Source organism: Streptomyces sp. NBC_01261 (genome assembly GCF_036226385.1).
Taxonomy (GTDB): Bacteria; Actinomycetota; Actinomycetes; order Streptomycetales; family Streptomycetaceae; genus Streptomyces.
In genome coordinates, this window is the sequence record NZ_CP108463.1 from 5,429,850 (window position 1) to 5,449,064 (window position 19,215).

Here is a 19,215-nt window from a genome sequence, read left to right on the forward strand (position 1 = left end):
TCCGGACCGTGGGTGGGGTCAGGCCTTCGCCGGGTGGCCGTTGAGCGCGGCCAGCGGGGTATCCGCCAGGCCCAACTCACCTGCCTTGTCCAGCAGTTGCCGTACCTGACCGGCGTTCGCCGGGTCCGAGGTCATCAGCTTCATCAGCAGCGCGGAGACGGTGAGGTTCCGTACGTCGGCCGTGGAGACCGGGCCGAGGACGCGGGCGAGGTCGTCGGCGATGTTCGACGTGCCGTCCAGCCAGGGACGCGCCAAGGCCTGCGCCGTCTGGGAGTTGGCGACGAAGCCGTCGACGCTCTTGCCGAAGGAGATCGACGACATCAGCCGGTCGAGGAAGACCGAGTCGCCGCCGACGATGTCGATGTCGGCGTGCTCCAGACCGGTTGCAAGGACCGTGGCCTGCGCCTCGGCGACCTGCCGCTGAACGTCGAGACCCGCGAGCCGGATCTCCTTCTCGGCCTGCAACCGCAGCCGGTACTCCTCGTGGCCGCGCGAGGAGTCGTCGAGGGCGGCCATCGCGGCGGCCTTCTCGGTGAGCCCTTCTGCCTCGGCCTTGAGCTTCTCGCCGATGCCGGTGGCCTCCGCGAGCGCGTTCGCCCTTAGGCCCTCGGCCTGCGCGAGGACCTTGGCCTGCGCACCTTCGGCCTCCGCGAGCGCGTTCGCCCGCACACCCTCCGCCTCCGCAAGCACCTTCGCCTGCACACCTTCGGCCTCCGCGAGCGCGTTCGCCCGCACACCCTCCGCCTCCGCGAGCATCTTGGCCCGGGTGCCCTCCGCCTCCGCGAGCACCTTCGCCTGCGCACCTTCGGCCTCCGCGAGCGCGTTCGCCCGCACACCCTCCGCCTCCGCGAGCACCTTGGCCCGGGTGCCCTCGGCCTCGGCGCGCAGCCGGGCCTCGGTGCCTTCCGCCTCCGCGCGCAGCCGCGCCCCCGTGGCCTCGGCCTCGGCGCGGCCGGCCTTCACGGTGACCTCGGCCTCCTTGTCGCGGACCTGGACCTCGGCGAGTCCGGCAGCCGCCGCCTCCGCCTGGATGCCCTCGGCGAGCCGGAGCTTGGCACGGGCGTCGAGGTCGGCGGACTTCAACCGGGCCTCGGCGAGGGTGAGTTGCTCACCGGCACGGTGCTTGGCGGCGGCCTCCGCGGCCTCGGCCCCCTTGATGTCCTTGACCAGTTTCTCCTGCGCCTCCGCCTCGGCGGCGATGATCACGGCCTGGCGGGTGCGCTCGGCCTCCTCGACCACCCGCAGCTTCTTGATCGCCTCCTCCTGCTCGGCGACCGTACGGTCCACGGCGATCCGTTCCCGGACCACGTCCGCGACCTCGCGGCGCTCGGCCTCGACCTCCTTGTCCTTGGCGATCCCGGACAGCGAGGTCTCCCGTTCCCTGGCGATGACTTCGAGGAGCCGGTCCTTCTCGATGCGCTCGTTCTCGACGGCGATGACCCGCTCGCGGTTCTTCTGCGCGACGGCGATCTCGCGGGCCTGGTTCTCGCGCTGGACGCCGAGTTGCTCCTCGGTGCGGAGGAACGCGGCCTGGGCGCCCAGCCGTTCCTCCTCCTGCACCTTCGCGGTGGCGGCCTCCTCGCGTGCCCGCAGGACCTCCACCTCACGGCGCTGCTTGATCTCCGCCTCGGCCTGCCGGCGCTCCAGCTCCAGGATGGTCTCCCGGGCGTCGACGTTCTGCCGGGTGATCTCCTTCTGTTCGGTGCGCTGGAACTCGTTGGTGCGGACGTGCTCGATGGTCGTCAGCTCGGTGATCTTGCGGATGCCCTGCGCGTCCAGGATGTTCTGGTTGTCGAGCTGGGTCATCGGTGTCTGTTCGAGGAAGTCGATGGCCGCGTCGTCGAGGTGGTAGCCGTTGAGATCGGTGCCGATGACCTGGATGATCCGGTCCCGGAACTCCTCGCGCTTGGTGTAGAGATCGACGAAGTCCAGCTGCTTGCCGACGGTCTTGAGCGCCTCGGAGAACTTCGCGGCGAAGAAGTCCTGGATCGCCACCGGGTCGCTCGCGGTCTGGGTGCCGATGGCCTGCGCGACCTTGATGACGTCCTCGACGGTCTTGTTGACCCGCACGAAGAAGCTGATGTGGATGTCGGCACGGATGTTGTCCTGGCAGATCAGACCCTCGCGCCCGGTGCGCCGGATCTCGATGGTCTTCACCGAGATGTCCATGAACTCGGCCTTGTGCAGCACCGGCAGCACGACCGCCCCGGTGAAGGTGACGTCGACCTTCTTCGTCTTGGACACGATCAGCGCCCGCCCCTGCTCCACCTTCCGGAAGAGCCGGCCGACCACCAGGAGCAGGGTGAGCGCGATGAGCAGGACAACGGCGACGAACACACCGATGCCGACGGTGATGGCGTTCATGACATGGGTCCCCAAGGAATGAGAAGGGTGAGGAAACGGGCGTGGGCCAACAGGAGTTGACCAACAGGCGTGGGCAACGGCCGTAGGCCAACAGGAGTTGGCGGCCTATCCCGTCGTGCCGGGGCCGGTCCTCGGGTCGAGCGCGCTGTCGTAGGGCGCGACCCAGAAGAACTCGCCGGTCTCGTCGTAGGCGTAGAGCAGTCCGGTGCTTCCACTGGCGAGGACGCCCTCGCCGGAGCCGCCGCCCGTCTGCCGGACCTGGACCACCGCGGCCGAGCCGTCCGCGGACCTGACCTCGGCCTGGCCGAACCCCGCGTCGACCCACCCGGTGCGGATCGTGCAGGTCAGCCCGACGAAGTCCAGCCGGGACGGCCCGTGTTCGTCGGGGAACAGCCGGTGCAGGGGTCGTACGAACAGCTTGGTCGCCCGCCAGGAGACGTACACCGTGCCGATCAGCACGGCCGCCCCGACCAGGACTCCGACCGGGCCGGACGGGACGAGCAGCACGCTCGCGCAGTAGCTGATCAGCCAGCCGACGGCGGTGAACAGCGAGAAGGCGAGGGTCACCGGAACTCCGCCGAGCCCCCAACCGTCGCCGTGCGCACGGGAGTTGAGGTGGGCATGGGCGTGTCCGTGGGCGTCCGCCGCGCCCAGCGCGACCAGCAGCCAGAACAGGACGACCACGGTGAGCGCGGCGGTGAAGACGACGGTGGGAAAACCGGTCGCGGCAGCGAAGAACGCCCCCATGATCCCGGCCCTCCGTCCCCTGTCCGCTGTGTCCACGACGCGTTAAGACTTCGGGGATCCGCGGATCGTGGTTCCGGTGCCGACCACCTGCCGGTGTCCGGCACCGGAACCTTCCGCGGTGCTCCCCTGCCGCCATGGTGCACGCGGGGTGCACGCCCGCGCATTGCCGGAACCCGGCAGTGTTCATTAGGGTCTTGATGCCGATGACGCGCTAAGAAAGCGTCACCGGGGCGTCAAGAAAACAGGGGGCGGAGTTGTCGGAGCGCGAAATACCTGAGCAGTATCTGGCGGGGTATGCGCGGCTCCTGGCGGACGTCGCCGGCACCGGACGCCGCCTGACCCGGGCCGAGTTGGAGGCCCGCCGCACCCTGGGCGAGCAGGCGGCCGAGGCCGGTCACGGACTGCGCGCCCTGGTGAACGCCCATCTCACCGCGACCCGCGCCGCCTGGCCGCAGACCCCCGGTTCCGCCGACTGCGCCCTTGCCGCGGTGCAGCAGGTGGTCGACGCCTTCGCCGAGGGGTACGAACGCGCGCAGCGGCTCGCGGTACGCCAAGAGGAGGCGGCGCGGCGGGAGTTCATCGACGACCTGCTCTACGGCCGCAGCGATCTGGGCCGGCTCGCGGAACGCGCCGAGCGCTTCGGCCTGCGCCTCTCCCACTCGCACGCGGTCGCCGTGGTCCAGGGTCCGACGCCGTACGACGAGAGCGCGCCGGTGCCGCGTCAGGTGGAGCGCGCGATGATCAGCCGTTTCGGTGACCGCAACATCCTGCTCACCACGAAGGCCGGCCGGATGCTCTGTGTCGCGCCCGGCGACCAGGACGACATCCTCGCCCACTTCGCCAAGCAGTCGTACGCCGCCGCGGAGGGCACCCGCGCGGCGATCGGTCGGCCGCAGCCGGGCGCGGGCGGGATCGTCCAGTCGTACGAGGAAGCTCTCAACACACTCGAACTGGCCGAGCGGCTCGACCTGGAGGGCCCCCTCCTGCGCGCCGCCGACCTGCTGGTCTACCCGGTGCTCACGCGCGACCGGCAGGCGATGGCGGATCTGGTGCTCGACGCGCTGGGCCCGCTGACCAGGGCGCGCGGCGGTGCGCGCCCGCTGCTGGACACCCTGTCGACGTACTTCGACTCCGGTTGTGTGGCGGCGGAGTCCGCGCGCCGGCTCTCGCTGAGCGTGCGCGCGCTGACGTACCGGCTGGAACGCATCCATCAGTTGACCGGCGCGGATCCGGCGGACCCCGGCCAGCGGTACACGCTGCAGACGGCGGTCATCGGGGCCCGCCTGCTGGACTGGCCCGACAAGGAACTGTGAGGCGTCGGTACGCAAAGAGCGACCTCGCGCCCGTGGATCTATGGCGGCGTGGTCGCTCGGGGTGTGCGGGGACGTGCGGGCGGAGGCGTCAGCCCAGGGTGGTGCCGATGTACGAGGTCGAGTCCGGGCCGGAGTCCGTGGGGGTCTCCGCGGCGGGGGCCGGTGCGGGCGCCGGGGTGGCGGGCGCGGGCGGCGTCTCGTGGCAGGTGAAGCCGAGCCGGGAGAGGGCCCTGGTCACCTCGAAGGCGGTGAAGTCACGGCGGTCCTGCTTGGTGATGACCTCGCCGACCTGCTTGACCGGGTACAGCTTGCGGCTGATGACGGCGCACTGGCCGGTGACGGGCTGCTCCGGGCGGATGCCCTTGAGCATCTCCTCCACCTCGCTCTTCGTCAGATCGAAGGGGTAACGGGCGATCACGCAGCGCATGGTGCCTCACCAAGGGGTTTCGAGCGGGAGGAGAGGGGAGGATTTCTCCTCGGGGAAAGCCGGGGATGCCGGGAAGCCGAGAACGGCCGGGGAACAGCAGGTAAATGAGCAGATACGAAAAGGGACCCGCACCCAAGGTGCGGGCCCCTGTTTCGCAGCTTCGCGTGCTTAGGCGGGAACGATGTTCTCCGCCTGCGGGCCCTTCTGGCCCTGCGTGATGTCGAAGGTCACCTTCTGACCTTCCTGCAGCTCGCGGAAGCCCTGGGTGGCGATGTTCGAGTAGTGGGCGAAGACGTCAGCGCCGCCGCCGTCCTGCTCGATGAAGCCGAAGCCCTTTTCCGCGTTGAACCACTTCACGGTACCGGTGGCCATGTCTTAACTCCTAGGCAGTGCACGAGATCCGCACTTTACGAATCTCCTCCATCGCCGTGATGATCACCTGCACCGGAGGTCCGGTTCAAAATTGGCAACCACAACTGCAACTGAAGTCAGCCTAGCACGGAACCCATTTTCGCGATGAGGGAATTGGGCGAGAAAAGGGCCGCCCGAAACGGTGAATTTCTGTTTCGGGGACATCAGATTTTCTACCGATGGGATGAGCGGCGCAGCTCCTCATTGACGCGCAGAGCCTCGTCCAGCCGGTCCTCCAGGCTGATGATGCGGCACGCGGCCTCGATGGGCGTCCCCTGGTCGACCAGCTCGCGCGCGCGGGAGGCCGTGCGGAGCTGACGGCGCGAGTAGCGGCGGTGACCGCCGTCCGACCGCGTCGGGGTGATCAGCCCGGCCTCACCCAATGACCGGAGGAAACCGGGGGTGGAGGAGATCAGCTCGGCGGCCCGGCCCATGGTGTAGGCGGGGTAGTCGTCGTCGTCGAGCCGGTCGGCCGTGGGCTGCTGGCTTTCTGCGGGCATGTACACCTTTCCTGCGGGCCGCCCGGGGCGGGATCGGCCTGCCGCGGGAGCTGGTTCCCCCGTACGAGAACTCTAGTCGCACCCGGGGAATCTCTGTCGCGGCGAGCACAGATGTCCTGACGCCGGTTGACGCTCTCAGGGGCCCAGAACCAGCACCCGGCAGGTGCCCGGAAGCCGTGGATCAAGACCGCCGGGGCCCCGCAGGGAGCCCCGTTCGGGTGCTCGCCCGGGGTCCGACGGTGCTCCCGCGACGTCCTGCCAGCCCCATGCCCGGTAGGCCGACAGGGTCTCGCTGTCGGTGCGGGGCACCAGGGTGACGCCGAGGGTCGGCGCGTGATCGGCGAGCAGCCGGCGTTGCAGGCGCCGGGCGAGGTTCCACTCCCGGTCCTGGTAATGGGTGCGCACGCGGGGCGGGACGACGATCCCGGAGACCGCGAAGAGCCCGCCCGTGACCGCGAGGCCGTGCAGCGGCCGGGGCAGCCGGGTGTCGTGGCCCTGCCACCAGGGATCGGCGGCGCGGACGGGGAAGCCGTAGGCGCAGGCCGTCAGGGTCGTGTTCTCGGCGATCAGCAGGGTGAAGCCGGGGCGCCGGACGTCACCGGCCAGGCGTCGCAGGAAGGCGGTGCGGGAACGGTTGCCCCTGCGGTTCCCGCCGCAGGTCTCCTCGTACAGCACGCCGAGATCCTGGAAGCGGTCCTCGATCTGGCGGCGGCTGAGGGGGCGGACACGGTCGCCTTCCCAGGGCGACGGGCCGCGCTCACGGTTGGACGTGCCTCGCTCATGGCCGGACGTGCCGGGCTCGTGGCCGGATGCGGGCCACGTCCTCTCCCAGCTCGCCGTACCGGCACCGCCGTGTCCGGCGGGGGCCGCGGGCGCGTCCGCGGTCACCGTCACCGGCCGACCGGGCACATTCACGGTCATGGGCTGAGCCCTGCCCCGGGCGCGGACACATCCGCCCCGGCGTCGTGGTTCGCCGAGAACGGCACCGGTGCGATCCGGTGCACGAGAGATCCTCGGTCCTTTCACGGTACGCCCGCGGACCGCGGAGGGCCTCGGAGTGCCTCCGGCGCAGGCCGGTCCGCCCGGGCCGGGAGTACGGTGAGCGGTACCGGGAGTTCTCCGCACCTCGGCTCTGGAGCCGTCGTCGTTCCCAGTGCACCACAGCACCGGACCGCCGCACGACGGACGGCCGGGGACAGGGACCGCGACATGAACGCGCCCACGGACACCCACAGTTCGCCCGCCTCGGACACCAACGCCTCTTCGCCGGACGTGGAGCAGAGCGCCCCACCCGCCCTCCGGCTGCGCCTCGCCGCGCACACCGCCGTACCCCGCCGCCTCGACGGAGCCTGGTGGCCGCACTCCTACGACGTCCTCACCGAGGTACCGCGCCTGCTCGCCGGGCTGCCCCGGACCTGGGGGCACATCGTCAGCGTGATGGTGAACGGACGGGTCTGGTCGACCGCCCCGGGCCGGATGCTCGTGGCCAACCAGGTCGTACGGCTGCACCGGACCACCGCCGTGCACGCCCCGAACACCGTCGTCCTGCTCGCGCCGGGCCGCGGCCGCTGGGACCTGCTGGTCGTACCGCCGGAGCTGACCGAGGTGGCGGCCGAGCCGATCATGGCCGCCGCGGTCGCCAACCTCCTCTGAAACCGGGCCAGTTACTGGTTCCAGCTCTCGTCGTACGGGTCCTTCGGCGTCGGGACCGGCTTGGCCTGGGCGACCTGGAAGTAGGGGATCGGGCGGTTGTTGATGGGGTCCTTGGTCTGCTGGGGGGTGTAGGTGCCGGTGATCTCCAGCCAGGTGTCGGGCTGAAGTACCGGCGGGATCTTGCCGGTCAGGGCGATCTTCACCGGCTGGGCGTCCGCGGCACAGCAGTTGAGAGCCATGCGGACGAGGAACGGGGAGCCCGACTTGTCCAGCGCGACGAAGCCGGTGACCTTCAACTGCCGGGTGCCCAGGGACCGTCCGTGGTCGTAGACCGCACGGCTCGCGTAGTCGACCAGGCCGAGGGTGAGCGGATTGCTGTCGGGGAGCTTGAGAAGGCCGTACGGCTGCTGGAGGGCGGTGCCGGTGCGGACCGCGCTGTAGGAGCCGAGGGCCGGCGGGGCGACCAGGATCAGGGCGAACAGGGGGAGGATCAGGAGCCAGGAGATACGGGGTTCGCGGTGGACGTGTCCCTCGTGAGCCTCTTCCTCGGTGTGGTCCTCCAGGTGGGCCTCCGCGTGCGCCGCGTGCGCTTCCGCCTGGGCCTTCTCCAGCCGCGTCCGGCGCCACTCGTACCAGGCCGTGGCCAGTGCGGTCACGATGAGGACCGCGCCGGAGAGCAGGAGGAGCGGTTGGAGGCCTGCCTTGACGTAGCGCAGATAGAGGTTGGTGAAGCCCGCGTGCAGGAGGGCCGCGCCGACGAGGAACAGGACGGCCGCCTGTGCCTGCCGGTTCACAGGAGCACCGCCCCGGTGACGACCGCGCCCGCGATGGCGAGGACGAAGGTGGCCGGTGCGAAGCGCATCGCGAAGCCGCGGCCGAAGGTGCCCGCCTGCATGGCGAACAGTTTCAGGTCGATCATCGGGCCCACCACCAGGAACGCGAGTTTGGCCGTGAGCGAGAACTGGGTGAGCGACGCGGCGACGAACGCGTCCGCCTCCGAGCAGATCGACAGCAGCACGGCGAGGATCGAGAGGGCGAGGATCGCGACCACCGGGTTGTCGGCGGCCGTGCGCAGCCAGCTTGCGGGTGCCACCGCCTTGAGCGTGGCCGCCGACATCGCGCCGAGGACGAGGAACCCGCCGGCCTGCATCACGTCGTGACGTACCGAGCCCCAGAACGCGGCCCCCTTGGTCTCCCCCTCGTGCGGTTCGTGGGCGGGCAGGCGCAGCCAGTCGGTGCGGCCGATCCGCGTCCACAGCCAGCCCATCACGCAGGCCACGAGCAGGCTGCCGACGAACCGGGCGAGCACCATCTCGGGGTTGCGCGGGAACGCCACGGCGGTCGCCGTCAGCACGATCGGGTTGATCGCCGGGGCGGAGAGCAGGAACGCGATCGCCGCCGCCGGGGTGACGCCCCGCCGCACCAGCGCCCCGGCCACCGGCACCGACGCGCACTCGCAGCCGGGGAGGATCGCGCCCGCCATGCCGGCGATCGGCACGGCCAGCACCGGGTTCTTCGGCAGCGCACGGGTGAAGAACGTCGCCGGTACGAACACCGCGATCCCGGCCGACAGCAGCACGCCCAGCACCAGGAAGGGCAGCGCCTGCACGACCACGGCCACGAAGACCGTCATCCAGCTCTGCATCACCGGCGCGGACAGCGCCTGGCGGATCGGGCCCTGCGCCAGGACGACCACGAGCAGCACCATGGTCAGCACGAGCGGCGAGTTGAACTGCCAGCCGTCCTTCGCCGCTTCGGCGGGCGCGACCGGTGACTCCTGCGCGGGCACGTCCGGCTTCGCGTCCGGCTTCGCTTGCTGATTCAGGCGCGGTTCCGGCGGCGTCTCCGTGGTCGGCGCGGCTGGTTCGGTGGTGATGGCCACGGGTGAGGTACCTCCGGCAGACGCCTGGTTTCGCGAGTTTTGCTCCCTGTCTCTGCATACGGCAGTCGGGGCACGGGTGTTCAGCGGAATACTGGAACCACTCGCCTCCTTGGGGCAGTCTTTCCCCTCGTGGCGAGCACCGTTCCGAATCAGACCCCTCCGGGCAGCGCCCGGGCACACATGGTGGTGTGCGGCGACGACGCGCTCGTACACCGGCTCGCCGTCGAACTCCGCAGTGTCTACGGTGAGCAGATCACCCTCGTCGTCCCGCTCTCCGACGCCTCCGCCCGCCCACCGGTCGTCGGCCGCGCGCGTGCCGCCTCGGCCGCGCTGCTCGACCGGGTCAACGCGGCGGTGGGCCGGACCAACGGCAACGGTGGCAGCGGCAGCGGCGCACCGGTCGCCCCCGAACCCCCGCGCGGGGAGCGGGTGTTGGAGGTCGCCGAGCTGACCGAGGCCGTGTTCGCCGAGGCGGGCGTGGACCGGGCGACCGCGCTGGCCCTCGTCCATGACGACGACGAGACGAACATCCGCGCCGCCCTCACCGCCCGCCGCCTCAACCCCCGTATCCGGCTGGTGATCCGCCTCTACAACCGGCGGCTCGGCCAGCACATCGAGGAACTCCTCGACCAGGCCGCCGCGTTGGCGACCGGTGACGGAGCGGGCGGCGGGCCCGGCTCCGGGTTCGACGCCTCGACCACCGTCCTCTCCGACGCCGACACCGCCGCGCCCGCGCTGGCCGCGACCGCGCTCGCCGGGACCAGCAAGGTCGTCCAGACCGACGGGCTGCTGCTGCGCGCGGTGGAACGGCCGCCGCCGGGACCCGGGGAGGTCGCCGATCCTGGCCTTGCCACGCTCGCCCTGCTGTCGGCGACGAGCAGTGACCCGGCCGGCGCGGACGGCTCCGAGGGCATGGGCGAACAGGGCCCGCGCCTGCTCCCCGACGCGGCGGCCGTCGCCTCCGCCACCGGGCGCGGGACCGTCGTCCTGGAGCAGGTGTCGTACGCCGGGCCGCAGTTGCCGGTCGGGCGCAGGGGCGGTGTCGTCCCGGCGTGGTCCTCGCTCTTCTCGCGGCGGCTGCGGTGGTCGCTGGCGGGCATGGTGGCGTGTGTGATCGCGCTCGCCGTCTCGCTGTGGCTGGTGACCCACATCCATCCGCTGACCGCCTTCTATCTGACGCTGCTCGATCTCTTCGCGATCGACGACCCCGCGATCGGGGCGCCGCTGGGGCGGCAGATCCTTCAACTCCTGTCCGGGCTCGTCGGGTTGCTGATGCTGCCGGTGCTGCTGGCCGCCGTGCTGGAGGCGCTGGGCACCTTCCGTACGGCGTCCGCGTTGCGCAAGCCGCCGCGGGGACTCGGCGGGCATGTCGTGCTGCTCGGGCTCGGCAAGATCGGCACCCGGGTGCTGACCCGGCTGCGCGAACTCAACATCCCCGTGGTGTGCGTCGAGGCCGACCCCGAGGCCCGCGGGCTCGCGGTCGCGCGCCGGCTGCGGGTGCCGGTGATCCTGGGTGACGTCACCCAGGAGGGCGTCCTGGAATCCGCCAAGGTCAACCGCGCCCACGCCCTCCTCGCGGTCACCAGCTCCGACACGACGAACCTCGAAGCGGTGCTGTACGCCCGGTCCGTGCGGCCGGATCTACGGGTCGTACTCCGGCTGTACGACGACGACTTCGCGACCGCCGTGTACCGCACCCTGCGGGCCGCGCACCCCGGTGCCCTGACCCGGAGCCGGAGCGTGTCCCATCTGGCCGCGCCCGCCTTCGCCGGGGCGATGATGGGCCGGCAGATCCTGGGCGCGATCCCTGTCGAGCGGCGGGTGTTGCTGTTCGCGGCGATGACCGTGGGCGGGCACCCCCAGCTGGAAGGGAAGACGATCGCCGAGGCGTTCCGGGCGGGGTCGTGGCGGGTGCTCGCGCTGGACACGGCGACGCGGGACGCCTCCGAGGACGTACGGCGGTCGGGGTTGGTCTGGGACCTCCCCGACACGTACGTCCTGCGGGACGCGGACCGGGTTGTGCTGGCGGCGACTCGGCGGGGGCTGGCGGAGTTGCTGGGGCGGCGGCCCCGGGACCGGGCGGGGACGTAGGGAGCGGGGAGTTCGGATCCCCGCTCCTCACGCGACTCCCGAGAAGATCAACCCTTCGGGAAACCCTGCCTACTTCCCCAAATGCCGCTCCGCGAAGTCCAGTTCCAGCTTCACCTGCTTGATCCGCTCGTCCACCACCAACGACCCGTGCCCCGCGTCGTACCGGTACACCTCGTGCACGGCACCCCGCGACTCCAGCCGCTTCACGTAGTTGTCGATCTGGCGGATCGGGCAGCGGGGGTCGTTGACGCCGGCGGAGATGTAGACCGGGGCGGTGACCTTGTCGACGTAGGTCAGCGGGGAGGATGCCTCGAAGCGGGCCGGGACCTCTTCGGGGGTGCCGCCCAGGAGGGTGCGGTCCATGGCCTTCAGGGCTTCCATCTCGTCGTGGTAGGCCGTCACGTAGTCGGCGACCGGGACCGCCGCGATGCCCAGGGTCCACGCGTCGGGCTGGGTGCCGATGCCGAGGAGGGTGAGGTAGCCGCCCCAGGAGCCGCCGGTGAGGATCAGGCGGGCGGGGTCGGCGAGGCCGGAGGTGATCGCCCACTCCCGGACCGCGGCGATGTCCTCCAGCTCGATCAGGCCGACGCTGTACTTCAGGGCGTCGGTCCACGCGCGGCCGTAGCCGGTCGAGCCGCGGTAGTTGACCCGGACGACCGCGTACCCGTGGTCGACCCAGGCCGCCGGGCCCGCAGAGAAGGAGTCGCTGTCGTGCCAGGTCGGGCCGCCGTGGATGTCGAAGACCGTGGGGAGGGGGCCGGTGGCGCCCGCCGGCTTCTGGACCAGGGCGTGGATGCGGCCGCCGGGGCCCTCCACCCACACGTCCTCCACCGGGACCGAGCCGGGTGACTTCAGACCGGGCGGGTCCAGGACCACCTCGCCCGTCGTCGAGCGCACGGCGGAGGGTTCCGCGGCCGACGACCACAGGTACTCCACGCTGCCGTCCGGCCTGGCCGTCGCGCCCGAGACCGAACCGGGCGGTGTCGGCACCTTCTCCAGTCCGCCCGAGGCGAGGTCGTAGCGGAAGACCTCGCTGCGGGCCTCGAAGCTGTGCGCGATGAGCAGGGCCGAGCCGTCCGGGTACCACTCGGCGCTGACGTCGCCGGGCAGGTCCAGGGACAGGTCCGTCTCGCCGCCCTTGACCACGTCCCACACCAAGGGCTCCCAACGGCCGCGCCGCTGATGGCCGATGAGGAGACGGGTGTCGCCGTCGACGGGTGCGAAGCCGAGGACCTCCAGGCCCAGCTCCTCGGTGCCGCCCTTGGTGTCGTCCAGGTCGGCGACCGCCGTGCCGTCCGGGCGCAGGACGCGCAGCGCGGAGTGCATCGCGTCGCCGTGCTCCGTGTGCTCGACGGCGATCAGCGAACCGTCGTGCGAGAGGTCGCCGACGCCCGCCGACTCGCGGTGCCGGTAGATCAGCGTGGTCTCGTCACCGGTGCGGGCGAGGTGGATCGTCGTGCCGTCCTCGTCCGTCGAGCGGCCGACCACGGCGGTCCTGCCGTCGCGCGCGAGGGCGACCCCGGCCGGGTAGGACGGTTCGAGGCCGGGGACGGCGGGTTCGTCCGGTCCTCCCTTGAAGGGCTGGCGGCGCCAGACGCCGAACTCGTCGCCGTCCTTGTCGTCGAACCACCAGATCCACTCCCCGTCCGGGGAGAGCACACCGTCCGTCGTGCCGTTCGGCCGGTCGGTGACCTGGCGTTGCTCGCCCGTCGCCCGGTCCCAGGCGTACAGCTCATACGTCCCCGTCGCGTTCGACACGAACAGGGAACGGTCGGGTGCGTCCTCCGCCCAGTCGGGCAGGGACACGCGGGGCGCCCGGAAGCGCTTCTCCCAGTCCGGTGTGTTCTCGGACCCGTTGCTCTCAGTCATGGCCCCATACTGCCCGCCCACAACGACATTGCGCCGACCGGATCCTCAGCCTGTGGATAACTTCGACCAAGTCCCGGTCGGAGCATTGCCGACGCCCGGTGAACCTTCGGGCCGACCCCCGGGCCGAGGGCCTCACGACAGCCCCGTACCGTGGACGGCGTGTACCGGTTTCTGCTGACATCGCGCTGGTGGGGCATCAACGTCTTCGTACTGCTCGCCATCCCCTTCTGCATCTTCATGGGGTCGTGGCAGCTGAGCCGGTTCCAGGCGCGCGTGGACAGCAGCCACCAGGCCACCCGCCAGGTCGAGACCGACCGCACGGAAGCGGCCCGCCCGCTCGCCTCACTGCTCCCGGTCGACCAGAGCACCTCGGGCCGCCGGGCCACCACGACCGGCCACTACGGCAAGCAACTCCTCGTCCCCGACCGCCAGTTGGACGGGAAGAACGGCTTCTACGTCCTGACCCTGCTGCGCACCGACGACGGCAAGGCCCTTCCCGTCGTCCGCGGCTGGATCCCCGGCAAGCCCGACGCCACGAAGGCACCGGCCGCGCCGACCGGCGAGGTCACCGTCACCGGCTCGCTGCAAGCATCCGAGACGCCCGGCGACAACGGAGTCAGCGCCCAGGGCGGCCTGCCGTCCGGCCAGACCGGCGCGATCAGCGCGGCCTCGCTGGTGAACCTGGTGCCGTACCCCGTGTACGACGCGTGGATCACGCTCGACAAGGGCGACTCGGGGATGAGGGCCGTACCGGCGACCGCGCCCGCGAACACCGGCCTCGACCTGAAGGCGTTCCAGAACCTCGGCTACACCGGCGAGTGGTTCGTCTTCGCGGGCTTCGTCGTCTTCATGTGGTTCCGGCTGCTGCGCCGCGAGGTGGAGTTCGCGCGCGATGCGGAGCTGGGCCTCGTCCCTGAGGACGAGGAAGCGGCCCACGCCACCGTCTGACGTGGCCGGACACAGACACGGCCGGGTCCCCCGACCCGGCTGACCACCTGTGGACCCGCGGTCCGGTCTACGACCCCGCCAGCAGACCCGTCCGGTAGACGGTGCCCGCGCACGCGTTCGGCACCGTGGCCGTGACCGTCGGGGAGCCCGCCTCCGCCGTGTGCGTGACCTGGACGCTGCCGTCGAGAGTGCCGTCCTCCAGGAGCTGGGCGGACGTCCCGGCGTCGCCGCTCGTGGACCCGCTGCTGGTGCTGGCGTCCTCGCTGGGTGACGGACTGGCCGTCGAACCGCCGGTGGTGGTGCCGCCGGTGCTGGTGCCGGTGGTGGGGCAGGTCTCGGAGGGCACCCAGGCGAACTTGACCACGTAGGAGGCGCCCGCCTGGAGCACCAGTTGGGAGACCGCCGTCGACGGGTCGGGCAGGCCGGCCGCCGCGTCCCCCGAGCTGTGCTGCACCACGGTGATCTTGCTGGAGTCGGCGGCACCCACCGCGTAGGTGCCCACGGTGCCGGGGCCGCCGACGGTGCAGCTGGTGCCGGAGGTGTTGGTGACGCTGAAGGTGCCGTAGACGATGCCCGCCGAATCGGCGGCGTCCACCGTCGAGTTCGAGGCGCCGAGCTGTTCGGCCGTACAGACGAGCGTGGCCGTCCCGGTGCTGGCCGAGGGGTTCGCGCTCACGGTGCCGTGGCCGGGGGTCTTGCCCGTGCCGTCGTTCTTGTGGCCGCCCGGGTTCTGCGAGGCCTGCCCCGAGGTGCCGCCCGAAGTGCTGGAGCCGCCGTCCGGGCCCTTGCCCTGGCTGGTGCCGCCCTGCGCCTGTGAGCTGTTGCCCATGATGGACGGATCGGCGTCCGAGCCGGTGGAGTTCGAGACGTGCACGAGGGCCGGGATCGCGGTGCCGAAGAAGAGCACGGTGGCCGCCATGCCGACCAGTGCCTGGCGCTTGCGGGCCCGGCGGGCCGGTACCGCCTTGCGCAGGAGGTCCAGCGTGCCGTCGCGCGGCTCGACCTCCTGGACCGCCTGGTGCAGCAGCCGCCGTAGCGCCAGCTCGTCGGGGTCGAAGCCTTCGGAGCCGAATACGGCGGTGCCGAACACGTCGTCGCCGTGCGGGTCGATGCCGTGCGGGTCGTCGCTCTGCTCGTCGGGACCCTGTCCTCCGGAGCCCGGAGGTTCTACGGGTCCTACGGGGTGCCGTTCCTCGATGCCCTCGGAGTCCCCGGAGTTGTCGCGGTTCTCGGGGTTCCCGTCGAGGCTCGGCCCGGTGGGGCTCTGTTCGTCGGGGCCGTGGTTCACAGTTCCGTTCCCAGCATGTGTTTCGTTCGGCGGTTCCTCGCGCGCCCAGGTCGGGCCGCGCCGGATGTCCGGCTCGCGCCGTTCACGCGAGCCGTTTCCCTCGGCCGTGCCGTTTCCGTCGGCCTTGTCGCTCATGCCGTGGCCTCCATGGCGATCCGGAGGGCGGCGATCCCGCGCGAGCCGTAGGCCTTCACCGAGCCCAGCGATATGCCGAGCGACTCGGCGACCTGCGCCTCGGTCATGTCCGCGAAGTAGCGCAGGACCAGGACCTCGCGCTGGCGGCGCTGCAGTCCCTTCATGGCGTTGATGAGGGAGTCGCGCTCCAGCAGGTCGTACGCGCCCTCTTCCGCGCTGGCCATGTCCGGCATCGGCTTCGAGAGGAGCTTGAGGCCGAGGATGCGGCGGCGCAGGGCCGAGCGGGAGAGGTTGACGACCGTCTGGCGCAGATAGGCCAGGGTCTTCTCGGGGTCACGGACACGTTTGCGCGCCGAGTGGACCCGGATGAACGCCTCCTGGACGACGTCCTCGCAGGAGGCGGTGTCGTCGAGGAGGAGTGCGGCCAGGCCGAGCAGCGAGCGGTAGTGCGCCCGGTAGGTCTCGGTGAGATGGTCGACCGTCGTTCCGGCCGCGACGGCGTCGTCGACACCGTCGCGCTGGTTCGGGATGCGGGCGGGCCGCGCTGCGGGCATCGGCGCGATCACCGGCATGCCGCCGGGCGCACGGGATCCACGCGGAGGCCGGAGGGCCGTTCCGCGTGCCGCAGTGAAGTCGAGTACCTGAGCCACGCCAGTTGGACACGCTTCCCCCCTTGGGGGTTGTACGCGTCGGCCGTCACATTTACGTCAGACGAAACAAACAGTCCACACACCTGTCTGCTGTCAGCGCCCACCTGCCCGGCGTCATCACCCACCCGTCTGGTGTCAGGCAGCACAACCGGCAGTGCGTCGAACACCCTCATGCCTACCCGCTCTTCCCCTGTGTCATGAAATGTCCGGGACGTCCCCACGTCCCTTACCGCATCACCACGCGCCCACCTGAAGGGCGTTCGCAAAGACGCTCCCCGCTCACCGCGCGGTTGCGGGAAGCGGGGAGTGAAATCTTCGGATGCGGAGGTGGCTGGATTCAAGGGTTCCCAACCATTAATCCGGCCACATCGCGCACACTGATCCTACAAACTCGTGCGCCACTGGCCAGCGGATTTACGGTGGGGCAGGGGGAGTTGGGCCCGTGCTCAGGCCAGTTCGCGCGCCACCAGCTCGGCGATCTGCGCGGTATTGAGGGCCGCTCCCTTGCGCAAATTGTCCCCGCAGACGAAGAGTTCGAGCGCGGTCGGGTCGTCCAGCGCCCGCCGCAGCCGCCCCACCCAGGTCGGGTCGGTGCCCACCACGTCGGCGGGTGTGGGGAACTCCCCGGCCGCCGGATTGTCGAAGAGGACGACGCCCGGGGCCGTGGCGAGGATCTCGCGCGCCCCGTCGACGGTGACCTCGCCCTGGAAACGGGCGTGCACGGTGAGGGAGTGCGTGGTGACCACCGGGACGCGCACGCAGGTCACCGCGACCGGCAGCGCGGGCTGACCGAGGATCTTGCGGGTCTCGTCCCGCAGCTTCATCTCCTCCGAGGACCAGCCGTCCTCCCGCAGGGACCCGGCCCACGGTACGACGTTCAGCGCGACCGGCTCCGGGAACGGCCCGGTGTTGTCGCCCACGGCCCGCCGTACGTCACCGGGCTTGGTCCCCAGGTCCGTACCGGCCACGAGGGACAGCTGCTGGCGCAGGGTCTCCACCCCGGCCCGGCCGGCCCCGCTGACCGCCTGGTACGACGACACCACCAGCTCGCGCAGCCCGAACTCGGCGTGCAGCGCGCCCACGGCGACGATCATCGACAGCGTCGTGCAGTTCGGGTTGGCGATGATCCCGCGCGGACGCCGGCGCACCTTGTGCGGGTTGACCTCGGGGACCACCAGGGGCACCTCTGGGTCCATCCGGAAGGCGCCCGAGTTGTCGACGACGACCACGCCCTTGGCGGCGGCGATCGGCGCCCACTGGGCGGAGACCTCGTCGGGGACGTCGAACATCGCGACGTCGACCCCGTCGAAGGCCTCCTCCGTCAGGGCCACCACCTCGACCTGCTCCCCGCGCACGGCCAGCTTGCGGCCGGCCGAGCGCGGAGAGGCGATCAGGCGGATCTCGCCCCAGATGTCCGCATGCTGGGACAGGATCTGGAGCATGACCGTGCCGACGGCCCCGGTCGCGCCGACCACGGCGAGCGTCGGACGCACGGTCGCTCCGGTGCTGGCCATCAGCGGCCGGTGCCTCCGTAGACGACGGCTTCGTCGCTGTCGGAGTCGAGGCCGAACGCCGTGTGCACGGCGCGGACGGCCTCGTTGACGTCGTCGGCGCGGGTGACCACCGAGATGCGGATCTCGGAGGTCGAGATCAGCTCGATGTTGACGCCCGCGTCGGACAGGGCGGTGAAGAAGTCGGCGGTGACGCCGGGGTTCGTCTTCATGCCCGCGCCGACCAGCGAGATCTTGCCGATCTGGTCGTCGTAGCGCAGCGACTCGAAGCCGATGCCGCCCTTGTTCTTCTCCAGGGCGTCGATGGCCTTGCGGCCCTCCGCCTTGGGGAGGGTGAAGGAGATGTCCGTGAGGCCGGTCGAGGCGGCCGACACGTTCTGCACGATCATGTCGATGTTGACCTGGGCGTCGGAGATCGTCCGGAAGATCACCGCGGCCTCGCCCGGCTTGTCGGGCACGCCGACGACCGTGATCTTGGCCTCGGAGGTGTCGTGCGCGACACCGGAGATGATGGCCTGCTCCACCTGCTGGTCCCCAATCGGCTCACTGCTGACCCAGGTGCCCTGAAGTCCACTGAAGCTGGACCGCACATGGATCGGGATGTTGTATCGGCGGGCGTACTCCACACAGCGGTGGAGCAGCACCTTGGAGCCGGAGGCGGCGAGCTCCAGCATGTCCTCGAAGACGATCCAGTCGATCTTCTTCGCCTTCGGCACCACGCGCGGGTCGGCGGTGAACACACCGTCGACGTCGGTGTAGATCTCGCACACCTCGGCGTCGAGCGCGGCGGCCAGCGCGACGGCGGTCGTGTCCGAGCCGCCCCGCCCCAGCGTGGTGATGTCCTTCTTGTCCTGGCTCACACCCTGGAACCCGGCGACGATGGCGATGTTGCCCTCGTCCAACGCCGTACGGATCCGACCGGGCGTGACGTCGATGATCCGCGCTTTGTTGTGGACCGAGTCGGTGATGACGCCTGCCTGGCTGCCCGTGAACGACTGGGCCTCGTGGCCCAGGTTTTTGATCGCCATGGCCAGCAGCGCCATGGAGATCCGCTCCCCCGCGGTCAGCAGCATGTCGAACTCACGCCCGGCGGGCATCGGAGATACCTGCTCGGCGAGATCGATCAGCTCGTCCGTCGTGTCGCCCATCGCGGAAACGACGACGACCACTTGGTGGCCGTTCTTCTTCGCTTCGACGATTCGCTTGGCGACGCGCTTGATGCCCTCGGCATCGGCTACGGAGGAGCCTCCGTACTTCTGCACGACAAGGCCCACGTGCGCTCCTCGCTCAGTCCTGTGTGTCGGCTCAGTTTAACGAGCACCCGAAATCCGCTTCCGCGGTATCGCATGGTGAGATTCGGAAGCTTCGGACGCCCAGGTCAGCGCATGCCCACTTACGAGGTGCGGGAAAAGTGCCAAGGGTCACA

17 protein-coding genes are annotated in these 19,215 nt (G+C 70.8%); 4 read left to right on the forward strand and 13 right to left on the reverse strand.

What is annotated here, in order from left to right:
• Positions 1–18: 18 nt before the first annotated feature.
• Positions 19–2,364: a flotillin family protein gene (locus tag OG226_RS23800; protein ID WP_329349965.1), complete on the reverse strand. Its 2,346-nt coding sequence runs from the start codon at positions 2,362–2,364 to the stop codon at positions 19–21.
• Between the two features lie 105 nt (positions 2,365–2,469).
• Positions 2,470–3,111: a hypothetical protein gene (locus OG226_RS23805; RefSeq protein ID WP_329349966.1), complete on the reverse strand. Its 642-nt coding sequence runs from the start codon at positions 3,109–3,111 to the stop codon at positions 2,470–2,472.
• A 254-nt stretch (positions 3,112–3,365) separates the two neighbouring features.
• On the opposite strand from OG226_RS23805, the gene OG226_RS23810 reads away from it, so the two are divergent.
• Positions 3,366–4,424, forward strand: a complete 1,059-nt coding sequence (locus OG226_RS23810) for a PucR family transcriptional regulator (protein WP_329349967.1) — start codon at positions 3,366–3,368, stop codon at positions 4,422–4,424.
• Positions 4,425–4,512: 88 nt separating this feature from the next.
• Here the strand turns inward: OG226_RS23810 and OG226_RS23815 are convergent, their stop codons facing one another.
• The 4 genes from OG226_RS23815 to OG226_RS23830 form a co-directional block, all read right to left on the reverse strand.
• Positions 4,513–4,851, reverse strand: a complete 339-nt coding sequence (locus OG226_RS23815; RefSeq protein ID WP_328680793.1) for an SCO5918 family protein — start codon at positions 4,849–4,851, stop codon at positions 4,513–4,515.
• 168 nt (positions 4,852–5,019) lie between these two features.
• Positions 5,020–5,223, reverse strand: a complete 204-nt coding sequence (locus tag OG226_RS23820; protein ID WP_019063123.1) for a cold-shock protein — start codon at positions 5,221–5,223, stop codon at positions 5,020–5,022.
• A 212-nt stretch (positions 5,224–5,435) separates the two neighbouring features.
• On the reverse strand, positions 5,436–5,762 hold the full coding sequence (locus OG226_RS23825) for a MerR family transcriptional regulator (RefSeq protein ID WP_328680799.1): 327 nt from the start codon (positions 5,760–5,762) through the stop codon (positions 5,436–5,438).
• A gap of 135 nt (positions 5,763–5,897) precedes the next feature.
• Complete coding sequence (locus OG226_RS23830; protein ID WP_329349968.1) at positions 5,898–6,683, reverse strand: hypothetical protein; 786 nt, start codon at positions 6,681–6,683, stop codon at positions 5,898–5,900.
• A gap of 288 nt (positions 6,684–6,971) precedes the next feature.
• On the opposite strand from OG226_RS23830, the gene OG226_RS23835 reads away from it, so the two are divergent.
• Positions 6,972–7,415 (forward strand): DUF5994 family protein, encoded by a 444-nt coding sequence (locus OG226_RS23835; protein ID WP_329349969.1) that lies wholly within the window; start codon positions 6,972–6,974, stop codon positions 7,413–7,415.
• An 11-nt stretch (positions 7,416–7,426) separates the two neighbouring features.
• Here OG226_RS23835 and OG226_RS23840 read toward each other — a convergent pair whose 3' ends face one another.
• Together OG226_RS23840 and OG226_RS23845 are read right to left on the reverse strand one after the other, a co-directional pair.
• A complete protein-coding gene (locus OG226_RS23840) occupies positions 7,427–8,209 on the reverse strand; it encodes a TIGR03943 family putative permease subunit (RefSeq protein WP_329349970.1) in 783 nt (260 codons plus the stop codon).
• Positions 8,206–9,297, reverse strand: coding sequence for a permease (locus OG226_RS23845; RefSeq protein WP_329349971.1), 1,092 nt, complete (start codon positions 9,295–9,297; stop codon positions 8,206–8,208). The genes OG226_RS23840 and OG226_RS23845 overlap by 4 nt, the downstream gene beginning before the upstream one ends.
• Positions 9,298–9,477: 180 nt before the next feature.
• Between OG226_RS23845 and OG226_RS23850 the strand changes: the two genes are divergently transcribed.
• Positions 9,478–11,388: a potassium channel family protein gene (locus tag OG226_RS23850; protein WP_328686404.1), complete on the forward strand. Its 1,911-nt coding sequence runs from the start codon at positions 9,478–9,480 to the stop codon at positions 11,386–11,388.
• A gap of 69 nt (positions 11,389–11,457) precedes the next feature.
• Here the strand turns inward: OG226_RS23850 and OG226_RS23855 are convergent, their stop codons facing one another.
• A complete protein-coding gene (locus OG226_RS23855) occupies positions 11,458–13,257 on the reverse strand; it encodes a S9 family peptidase (protein WP_329349972.1) in 1,800 nt (599 codons plus the stop codon).
• A gap of 159 nt (positions 13,258–13,416) precedes the next feature.
• Between OG226_RS23855 and OG226_RS23860 the strand changes: the two genes are divergently transcribed.
• Complete coding sequence (locus OG226_RS23860) at positions 13,417–14,205, forward strand: SURF1 family protein (RefSeq protein ID WP_329349973.1); 789 nt, start codon at positions 13,417–13,419, stop codon at positions 14,203–14,205.
• Positions 14,206–14,272: 67 nt separating this feature from the next.
• Here OG226_RS23860 and OG226_RS23865 read toward each other — a convergent pair whose 3' ends face one another.
• The 4 genes from OG226_RS23865 to OG226_RS23880 all read right to left on the reverse strand — a co-directional run bounded on the left by OG226_RS23865 (position 14,273) and on the right by OG226_RS23880 (position 19,063).
• The gene (locus tag OG226_RS23865) at positions 14,273–15,628 is read right to left on the reverse strand and encodes a hypothetical protein (protein ID WP_329349974.1); all 1,356 of its coding nucleotides are present in this window, start codon (positions 15,626–15,628) and stop codon (positions 14,273–14,275) included.
• Positions 15,625–16,200: a SigE family RNA polymerase sigma factor gene (locus OG226_RS23870; RefSeq protein ID WP_328680815.1), complete on the reverse strand. Its 576-nt coding sequence runs from the start codon at positions 16,198–16,200 to the stop codon at positions 15,625–15,627. The genes OG226_RS23865 and OG226_RS23870 overlap by 4 nt, the downstream gene beginning before the upstream one ends.
• A 524-nt stretch (positions 16,201–16,724) precedes the next feature.
• Complete coding sequence (locus OG226_RS23875) at positions 16,725–17,792, reverse strand: aspartate-semialdehyde dehydrogenase (protein ID WP_328680816.1); 1,068 nt, start codon at positions 17,790–17,792, stop codon at positions 16,725–16,727.
• The gene (locus tag OG226_RS23880; RefSeq protein WP_328680818.1) at positions 17,792–19,063 is read right to left on the reverse strand and encodes an aspartate kinase; all 1,272 of its coding nucleotides are present in this window, start codon (positions 19,061–19,063) and stop codon (positions 17,792–17,794) included. The genes OG226_RS23875 and OG226_RS23880 overlap by 1 nt, the downstream gene beginning before the upstream one ends.
• Positions 19,064–19,215: the final 152 nt, after the last annotated feature.

Excerpts from the sequence above, each read along its gene's own strand:
- OG226_RS23815 (WP_328680793.1), bottom strand. The coding sequence starts at position 4,851 with ATGCGCTGCGTGATCGCCCGTTACCCCTTCGATCTGACGAAGAGCGAG.
- OG226_RS23800 (WP_329349965.1), bottom strand. The coding sequence starts at position 2,364 with ATGAACGCCATCACCGTCGGCATCGGTGTGTTCGTCGCCGTTGTCCTG.
- OG226_RS23870 (WP_328680815.1), bottom strand. The coding sequence starts at position 16,200 with ATGCCGGTGATCGCGCCGATGCCCGCAGCGCGGCCCGCCCGCATCCCG.
- OG226_RS23825 (WP_328680799.1), bottom strand. The coding sequence starts at position 5,762 with ATGCCCGCAGAAAGCCAGCAGCCCACGGCCGACCGGCTCGACGACGAC.
- OG226_RS23850 (WP_328686404.1), top strand. The coding sequence starts at position 9,478 with ATGGTGGTGTGCGGCGACGACGCGCTCGTACACCGGCTCGCCGTCGAA.
- OG226_RS23875 (WP_328680816.1), bottom strand. The coding sequence starts at position 17,792 with ATGGCCAGCACCGGAGCGACCGTGCGTCCGACGCTCGCCGTGGTCGGC.
- OG226_RS23855 (WP_329349972.1), bottom strand. The coding sequence starts at position 13,257 with ATGACTGAGAGCAACGGGTCCGAGAACACACCGGACTGGGAGAAGCGC.
- OG226_RS23805 (WP_329349966.1), bottom strand. The coding sequence starts at position 3,111 with ATGGGGGCGTTCTTCGCTGCCGCGACCGGTTTTCCCACCGTCGTCTTC.
- OG226_RS23835 (WP_329349969.1), top strand. The coding sequence starts at position 6,972 with ATGAACGCGCCCACGGACACCCACAGTTCGCCCGCCTCGGACACCAAC.
- OG226_RS23820 (WP_019063123.1), bottom strand. The coding sequence starts at position 5,223 with ATGGCCACCGGTACCGTGAAGTGGTTCAACGCGGAAAAGGGCTTCGGC.
- OG226_RS23865 (WP_329349974.1), bottom strand. The coding sequence starts at position 15,628 with ATGAGCGACAAGGCCGACGGAAACGGCACGGCCGAGGGAAACGGCTCG.
- OG226_RS23830 (WP_329349968.1), bottom strand. The coding sequence starts at position 6,683 with ATGACCGTGAATGTGCCCGGTCGGCCGGTGACGGTGACCGCGGACGCG.